General features: G+C 60.0%; 8 protein-coding genes and 2 pseudogenes. All 10 read right to left on the bottom strand.

The window, feature by feature from the left end; genetic code table 11:
* Positions 1–251: pseudogene (locus PHS32_RS23695) on the bottom strand (imidazoleglycerol-phosphate dehydratase); the annotation flags it as partial.
* Positions 252–260: 9 nt separating this feature from the next.
* Positions 261–1370 carry a histidinol-phosphate transaminase gene (gene hisC / locus PHS32_RS23690; protein ID WP_301081981.1) on the bottom strand — a complete coding sequence of 370 codons (1110 nt, stop codon included), beginning with the start codon at positions 1368–1370 and terminating at the stop codon, positions 261–263.
* Positions 1367–2710: a histidinol dehydrogenase gene (gene hisD / locus PHS32_RS23685; RefSeq protein ID WP_301081980.1), complete on the bottom strand. Its 1344-nt coding sequence runs from the start codon at positions 2708–2710 to the stop codon at positions 1367–1369. The genes hisC and hisD overlap by 4 nt, the downstream gene beginning before the upstream one ends.
* 40 nt (positions 2711–2750) lie before the next feature.
* Positions 2751–3401, bottom strand: a complete 651-nt coding sequence (gene hisG / locus PHS32_RS23680; RefSeq protein ID WP_301081977.1) for an ATP phosphoribosyltransferase — start codon at positions 3399–3401, stop codon at positions 2751–2753.
* A 34-nt stretch (positions 3402–3435) separates the two neighbouring features.
* Complete coding sequence (locus PHS32_RS23675) at positions 3436–3678, bottom strand: BolA family protein (RefSeq protein ID WP_301081975.1); 243 nt, start codon at positions 3676–3678, stop codon at positions 3436–3438.
* A gap of 29 nt (positions 3679–3707) precedes the next feature.
* Positions 3708–4463, bottom strand: a complete 756-nt coding sequence (locus PHS32_RS23670; protein ID WP_301081973.1) for an ABC transporter permease — start codon at positions 4461–4463, stop codon at positions 3708–3710.
* Entirely contained in the window at positions 4460–5554 is a 1095-nt protein-coding gene (locus tag PHS32_RS23665) for an ABC transporter ATP-binding protein (protein ID WP_301081971.1), read from the bottom strand. Before PHS32_RS23665 ends, PHS32_RS23670 begins: the two co-directional genes overlap by 4 nt.
* 7 nt (positions 5555–5561) lie before the next feature.
* Positions 5562–5831 (bottom strand): STAS domain-containing protein, encoded by a 270-nt coding sequence (locus tag PHS32_RS23660; RefSeq protein WP_301081970.1) that lies wholly within the window; start codon positions 5829–5831, stop codon positions 5562–5564.
* Between the two features lie 2 nt (positions 5832–5833).
* Positions 5834–6472 (bottom strand): phospholipid-binding protein MlaC, encoded by a 639-nt coding sequence (locus tag PHS32_RS23655; RefSeq protein ID WP_301081968.1) that lies wholly within the window; start codon positions 6470–6472, stop codon positions 5834–5836.
* A pseudogene (locus PHS32_RS23650) lies at positions 6469–6698 on the bottom strand (hypothetical protein); the annotation flags it as partial. The pseudogene PHS32_RS23650 and the gene PHS32_RS23655, both read right to left, overlap by 4 nt.

Below are 6698 nucleotides of genomic sequence, written 5' to 3'. Positions count from 1 at the left end.
CCGACCGCCTGGTGCACCGCCTGACCGAAGGCAATACCCACGTCTTCCACCGTGTGGTGGCCGTCAACGTGCAGATCGCCCTCGGCCCGGACCTCGAGGTCCAGCATGGCGTGGCGGGCGATCTGGTCCAGCATGTGGTCAAAGAAACCAATGCCGGTGTGCAGCCTGGATTGGCCGCTGCCATCCAGATTGACTTTGACCGTGATTTTGGTCTCGGCCGTGTTGCGGGAGACTTCAGCGCTGCGATTCATGGTTAAGGCCTAGAGTGATTCCTTCAAGGCGGCCAGCATCTGCACGTTTTCATCGGCAGTACCGACGGTCACACGCAGGCAGTTGGCCAGCAGTGGGTGCATTGTAGAAACGTTCTTGACCAGTACCTTGCGTGTTCTCATGCCGGCAAACGTTTTTGCTGCATCCGGCACCCGCAGCAAAATCATATTGGCCTCGCTCTTGAACGCTGTCACGCCTGGAAAAACCGACAGTGCTTCAAAAATAACAGCCCGCTGGGCACGCAAAGCCGCAGCCTGCGCAGCAAAAACATCTTGCTGTTCAAGCGCAAAGAGGGCGCACTCGCAGTTCAGGACGCTGATGTTGTAGGGCGGACGGACCTTGTCGATCTCGGCGATCAGCGCCTTGGGCCCCATCAGGTAGCCCAAACGCACACCCGCAAGCCCGAATTTGGAGAGCGTACGCAACAGCAGCACATGGTGATGGCGCGCCAGCCGGTCGATGTAGCTCTTGCTGGAAAACGGCTGGTAGGCCTCGTCCAGCACCACCAGGCCGCCCTGCTCGCCGGCGGCCAGGATGATGTTCTCAAGCACTGCGTCGTGCCACAGGTTGGCCGTCGGGTTGTTGGGGTAGGCCAGGTAGGTGATGGCCGGTTGGTGCTGCTCAATGGCGGCCAGCATGGCGGCTTCATCCAATTCAAAGTCGCCGGTCAGTGGCACGCCGTGAAACGCCAGGCCCTGCAACTGCGCACTGAGGGCGTACATCACAAAACCGGGCACCGGCGCCAGCACACTCGCCGCTCTGAAGTTGTTGGCCGCGCACGCAGGCACATCGCAGGCCAGTGCCAGCAAGCTGATCAATTCATCGGACCCATTGCCCAGCATGATGTCGAAGCCCGCCGGCATATCGGCGTAAGTTGCCAGCGCCTGACGCAAGTCATTGATGCGACCAGCGGGGTAGCGGTTAAACGCCAGCGCGCCCAGACGCCGGCCCAATTGGTCCTGCAAATCCTGCGGCAGACGATAGGGGTTCTCCATGGCGTCGAGCTTGACCATGCCTTGCGAATCCTGAATCGCGTAGGCCTGCATGGACTGGATGTCCTGGCGAATCCGTTGCAGGAGGTGGGGTGTGACTGATCTCATGTCGGTTTGCGCATGGGCGGCACCTGGGTCAGGCGCAGTTCCGCGGCCCGGGCATGCGCCTGCAGGCCTTCGCCATAGGCCAGTTCAGCGGCCACCAGACCCAGAGACTGGGCCCCGGCTTGGCTCACTTCAATCAGGCTGCTGCGCTTCTGAAAGTCATAGACACCCAGCGGCGAACTGAAGCGTGCGGTACCACTGGTGGGCAGCACGTGATTCGGGCCGGCGCAGTAGTCGCCCAGAGATTCGCTGGTGTAGGCACCGAGAAAAATGGCCCCTGCATGTTTCAGCAAAGGCTCCCAGCGCTGCGGTTCGCGGCTGCTCACCTCCAGGTGTTCAGGCGCAATGGCGTTGCTGATCTGGCAGGCTTCTTCCATGCTGCGGGTATGAATCAGGGCACCACGGCCATTGAGCGACTTGGCAATAATCTCCGCCCGCGGCATGTCCGGCAGCAGACGATCAATGGCAGCTTGCACCTGGTCGATGTAATGGGCATCGGGACACAGCAAAATACTTTGCGCCAACTCGTCGTGTTCGGCCTGGCTGAACAAATCCATGGCGACCCAATCGGGTGGCGTCGTGCCATCGGCCAGCACCAGGATTTCGCTTGGTCCGGCAATCATGTCGATGCCGACAGCACCAAAAACGCGGCGCTTGGCGGCTGCCACGTAGGCGTTGCCGGGACCGGTGACTTTGTCGACCTTGGGAATGGTGGCAGTGCCATAGGCCAGGGCCGCGACCGCCTGCGCGCCGCCCACCGTGAAGGCGCGGCTGACGCCGGCCACATAAGCGGCCGCCAGCACCATGGCATTCTTTTCGCCGCGTGGCGTCGGCACCACCATGATGATCTCGCCGACACCGGCCACATGGGCCGGAATGGCGTTCATCAGCACGCTCGATGGGTAGGTTGCCTTGCCGCCCGGCACATAGATGCCGACGCGGTCCAGCGGCGTGACCTTCTGGCCCAGCAGCGTGCCGTCTTCATCGCGGTAGCTCCAACTTTCACCACTGGCTATTTTTTGCGCCTCGTGGTAGCTGCGCACCCGTTTTGCCGCCGCCTGCAATGCCTCGCGCTGAACGCCGGGTAGCGCATCGAACGCCGCCTTGAGCTCGACCTGCGTGAGTTCCAACTCGGCAACCGTCGAAACCGTCAAGCCATCAAACCGCCGCGTGTATTCCAGCACCGCCGCATCACCACGTTGCTGCACATCCGCCAGAATGTCGGCCACCCGCTGCTCGATCGCGGCGTCAGCCTCGGCCGACCAGTGCAGACGCGCCTTGAGGTCGGCCTCAAAAGTGCTGCTGGCGGTTGACAGGCGGGCCGGGGTGGCTATAAAAGTCATCGCAATTCTTACTTATGTTGGATGAAGCTTGGATCCCGGATCAGGCCCGGGATGACAGGGAAATGGCACCAGCAAATGCGTCAATGATTCGGCGGATCGGCGCCTGCTTGAGTTTGAGCGCCGCCTGATTCACCACCAGCCTGGAACTGATGTCCATGATGTGTTCAACCTCGACCAGATGGTTGGCCTTGAGCGTGTTGCCGGTGGAGACCAGATCGACAATCGCATCCGCCAGTCCGACCAGCGGAGCCAGCTCCATGCTGCCGTAGAGCTTGATCAAATCCACATGCACGCCCTTGGCCGCGAAAAATTCGCGCGCTATGGCCACGTATTTGGTTGCCACCTTCAAACGCGAGCCCTGCCTGACGGCGGACACGTAGTCGAAATCGGTGCGCACCGCGACGCTGATACGGCACTTGGCAATCTGCAGGTCCAGCGGCTGGTACAAGCCCTGGCTACCGTGCTCCAGCAAAGTGTCCTTGCCGGTGATGCCCAGGTCGGCGCCACCGTATTGGACGTACGTCGGCACGTCGGTGGCCCGCACCACCAGCACGCGCACGTCACTCTGGTTGGTGGCGAGAATCAACTTGCGCGACTTTTCGGGGTCTTCCAGCACTTCAATGCCGGCGGCCCGCAGCAGCGGCAAGGTTTCTTCAAAAATTCTGCCCTTGGAGAGCGCCAGCGTAATCATTTCACTCTTTCCATAGCGGCCGGCCGAACGGCACTCATTGCGGCAACGCCGCCCACTCGGCCGGCGTGTAAGTTTTCATCGACAAGGCATGCACCTCGTCATTTTGCATTTTCGTCCCCAGCGTGTCGTACACCCGCTGATGGCGCTGGATCGCCCGCTTGCCTTCAAATTCGGGCGACACGATGGTGGCGAACCAGTGCCGGCCATCCCCTTTGAGCGTGATGTGCTCGCACAAGAGGTTGGCGGCAATCAAGTCCTTGATCTGGTCTGCTGTCATTTCGTCAATCCAAAAAATAAAGATACAACTTAAACACGAATCTTGTAGCCGACCCGAAGCAAGGTCACCGCCACCGCCGCAACGATGACAAAAGCCACGGCCACGACACTCAAGCTCAACCAGGGCGAGACATCGCTGGCGCCAAAGAAGCCATAACGAAAGCCATCGATCATGTAGAAAAACGGATTCAAGTGACTGATCTTCTGCCAGAACGGCGGCAGAGAATAGATCGAATAAAAAACGCCGCTCAAAAAAGTCATGGGCATGACGACAAAATTTTGAAAAGCCGCCAGTTGATCAAATTTTTCTGCCCACAAACCAGCGATCAGCCCCAGCGTGCCCATCAGCGCGGCGCCCAGCACGGCAAATGTCAATATCCACAACGGTGCCGTAAAACTGACCTCGGTAAACAGGGCGGAAACCGCGAATACGCCCAGACCCACCACCAGTCCGCGAATGACCGAGGCGCCCACGTAGGCGACAAACCAGTTCAGGTAGGACAGCGGCGTCAACATCAGGAACACCAGGTTGCCCATCACCTTGCTCATGATCAACGAGGATGAGCTGTTGGCAAAAGCGTTTTGCAACAAGCTCATCATCGCCAGGCCAGGCACCAGAAAAGCGCTGTAACTGATTCTGTCGTAGACCTTGACATGCGCCTCCAGCGCGTGGCCGAAGATCAATAGGTACAGCATCGCCGTCAACACCGGACCGGCCACCGTTTGAAATGCCACTTTCCAGAAACGCAGCACTTCCTTGTACAGCAGGGTTTGCCAGCCACTCACGATATTGCCCCTACGCTGGTCGCTTCGCGTACTGCGCTGCCCCCCAAGGGGTCGGGTTCGCCTTGGGGCGGCCCGGCGTCGAACCTTGCCCCCACGCTGGTCGCTTCGCGTGCTGCGCTGCCCCCCGAGGTGGCCTTCGCGCCTTGGGGCGGCCCGGCGTCACTCAAGTTGCTCGCCGAAGAACCTTTCATGACGTCCAGGAAAACATCTTCCAGATCGGCCTTGCGTATCTCGACGTCGTGCGCCACCAGGCCAGCCTCGCGTACAGCCGCGAGGAATTGTTCAATCTCCAGGGCGTCGTGCGCCGGGAACTGGACGATGCGTCCGGTAATACGCGCCTTGTTCGCCAGCAGCTTGGGCAGTTCACCATCGACTTTGAAGCGCAGCACATTGCTTGATGCCGCCTTGAGAAGCTCGCTGGTGTGGTCCAGCGCCACAATGCGCCCGGTCTTGAGCATGGCGATGCGGCCGCACAGCGCTTCAGCCTCCTCCAGGTAATGGGTGGTCAACAAGACGGTGTGGCCTTGTTTGTTGAGTTTGGCAATGAACTGCCACAGGGCCTGGCGCAATTCCACGTCGACACCGGCGGTAGGCTCGTCCAGCACGATCACCGGCGGCTTGTGCACCAGCGCCTGCGCGACCAGAACGCGGCGCTTCATGCCACCGGAGAGTTGACGCAGGTTGGCGTCGGCCTTGTCGGTCAAACCCAGACTGTCCAGCAACTCGTCGATCCAGGCGCCGTTGTTCTTGACACCAAAATAGCCGGACTGGAAACGCAGCGCTTCACGCACGTTGAAAAACGGATCGAACACCAGTTCCTGCGGCACCACACCCAGGCTGCGTCGCGCCTGAGCGTAATCAAGCTGAACATCATGACCCAGTACCGACACCTTGCCCGAACTGGCGCGTGAAAGACCGGCCAAAATGCTGATCATGGTGGTCTTGCCGGCGCCATTGGGGCCTAGCAGCCCAAAAAACTCACCCTCTTCGATGTCGAGACTGACACGGTCCAGAGCCAGAAAAGTGCTGCCTTTGGGTCCGCGCGGGCTTGGGTAGGACTTGGAGACGGATTGAAAAGAAATGGCCGGCATGGAGGGTCTATTCTGACGGCAATAATTCAATGATGCCGTACAGGCTCGCCAAATCACCCAGGCGAGCCGGCATGCCCAGAATCGAAAATCGCTTGCCCAGGGCCAAACTCTCGCGCCGGAATTCCAGCAACACGGCCAGCGCGGCGGAATCAAATCGACTCAAGCCGGTGGCATCGACCACTACTTGCGGACCGGTTTGGGAACGCAAGCCTTGCACCAGCATGCGCAGGCATGCGGTGGCCTGGGAATGAGTCAACTCTTTCGGCAGCACCAGCACGCTCAGCCCTTCTTGGCGTTGGCCTTGTTGCGCTCCGCCAAAGTGGTGATCAAGCCGTCGATGCCTTTGGCATTGATTTGCTGGGCAAAATCGCTGCGGTAGGTTTCCACCAGCCAGGCACCCAGCACGTTCAGGTTGTAGATTTTCCAGCCAGCCCCTTCGCCAGGTGTTTTCTCCAAACGGTAATCGAGTTGAATGGCGTCACCGCGGCCTTTGACCTCGGTCCGTACCACCACCTCTTTATCTTCCGCCGCCGCCCGCATGGGCTTGACGAAAATGGTCTGATCGCTGACCTGGGTCAGTGCACCGGCATAGGTGCGCACCAGCAAGATCTTGAACTCCTCCTGCAGGCGTTTTTGTTGCTCGGGCGTGGCCTGGCGCCAAGCCGGCCCGACTGCGGCGGCAGTCATGCGCTTGAAATTCACATTCGGCATGATCTTGCCGTCGACCAGCGCCACAATCCGCGACACGTCGCCGGCCTGGATCGCCTTGTCGCCCTTGATGTTGTCCAGCACATCGGAGGACAAGCGTTTGATCAAGACATCCGCCGCTTCGTCCGCGCCCCATGCCGGCCAAGCCACCAGACTCGACAGGCCCAGGAGAAGAACAAGAAACCGGCGATTCAATAAACGTGTATTCATGGTTTGACTTTCTGATCTGCCGAGGGAACCTCGTCACTCAACGTTTGGGCTGGGCCTTTGGTTGGCACCCCGGTGTCACTTTGCACCGGGGACGACGTTGAATCCGGCTGGTTGGGTGTTGCCTCCGGAGCGTCATTTTCGGGCGGGTTGCCATCGAAAATGACACTGCGGCGCCGCTGCAGGAAGGCTTCCCGGACGAACGTGTATTTGTCCAGTGCAGCCTCCC

Origin of the sequence: Rhodoferax sp. (assembly GCF_028714215.1) — a bacterium.
In the GTDB taxonomy this organism is placed as follows: Bacteria; Pseudomonadota; Gammaproteobacteria; order Burkholderiales; family Burkholderiaceae_C; genus Rhodoferax.
Note: the sequence above shows the minus strand (reverse complement) of the source record. Positions and strands in the feature narration are given on the sequence as shown.

Excerpts from the sequence above, each read along its gene's own strand:
- hisC (WP_301081981.1), bottom strand. The coding sequence starts at position 1,370 with ATGAGATCAGTCACACCCCACCTCCTGCAACGGATTCGCCAGGACATC.
- hisD (WP_301081980.1), bottom strand. The coding sequence starts at position 2,710 with ATGACTTTTATAGCCACCCCGGCCCGCCTGTCAACCGCCAGCAGCACT.
- hisG (WP_301081977.1), bottom strand. The coding sequence starts at position 3,401 with ATGATTACGCTGGCGCTCTCCAAGGGCAGAATTTTTGAAGAAACCTTG.
- PHS32_RS23675 (WP_301081975.1), bottom strand. The coding sequence starts at position 3,678 with ATGACAGCAGACCAGATCAAGGACTTGATTGCCGCCAACCTCTTGTGC.
- PHS32_RS23665 (WP_301081971.1), bottom strand. The coding sequence starts at position 5,554 with ATGCCGGCCATTTCTTTTCAATCCGTCTCCAAGTCCTACCCAAGCCCG.
- PHS32_RS23655 (WP_301081968.1), bottom strand. The coding sequence starts at position 6,472 with ATGAATACACGTTTATTGAATCGCCGGTTTCTTGTTCTTCTCCTGGGC.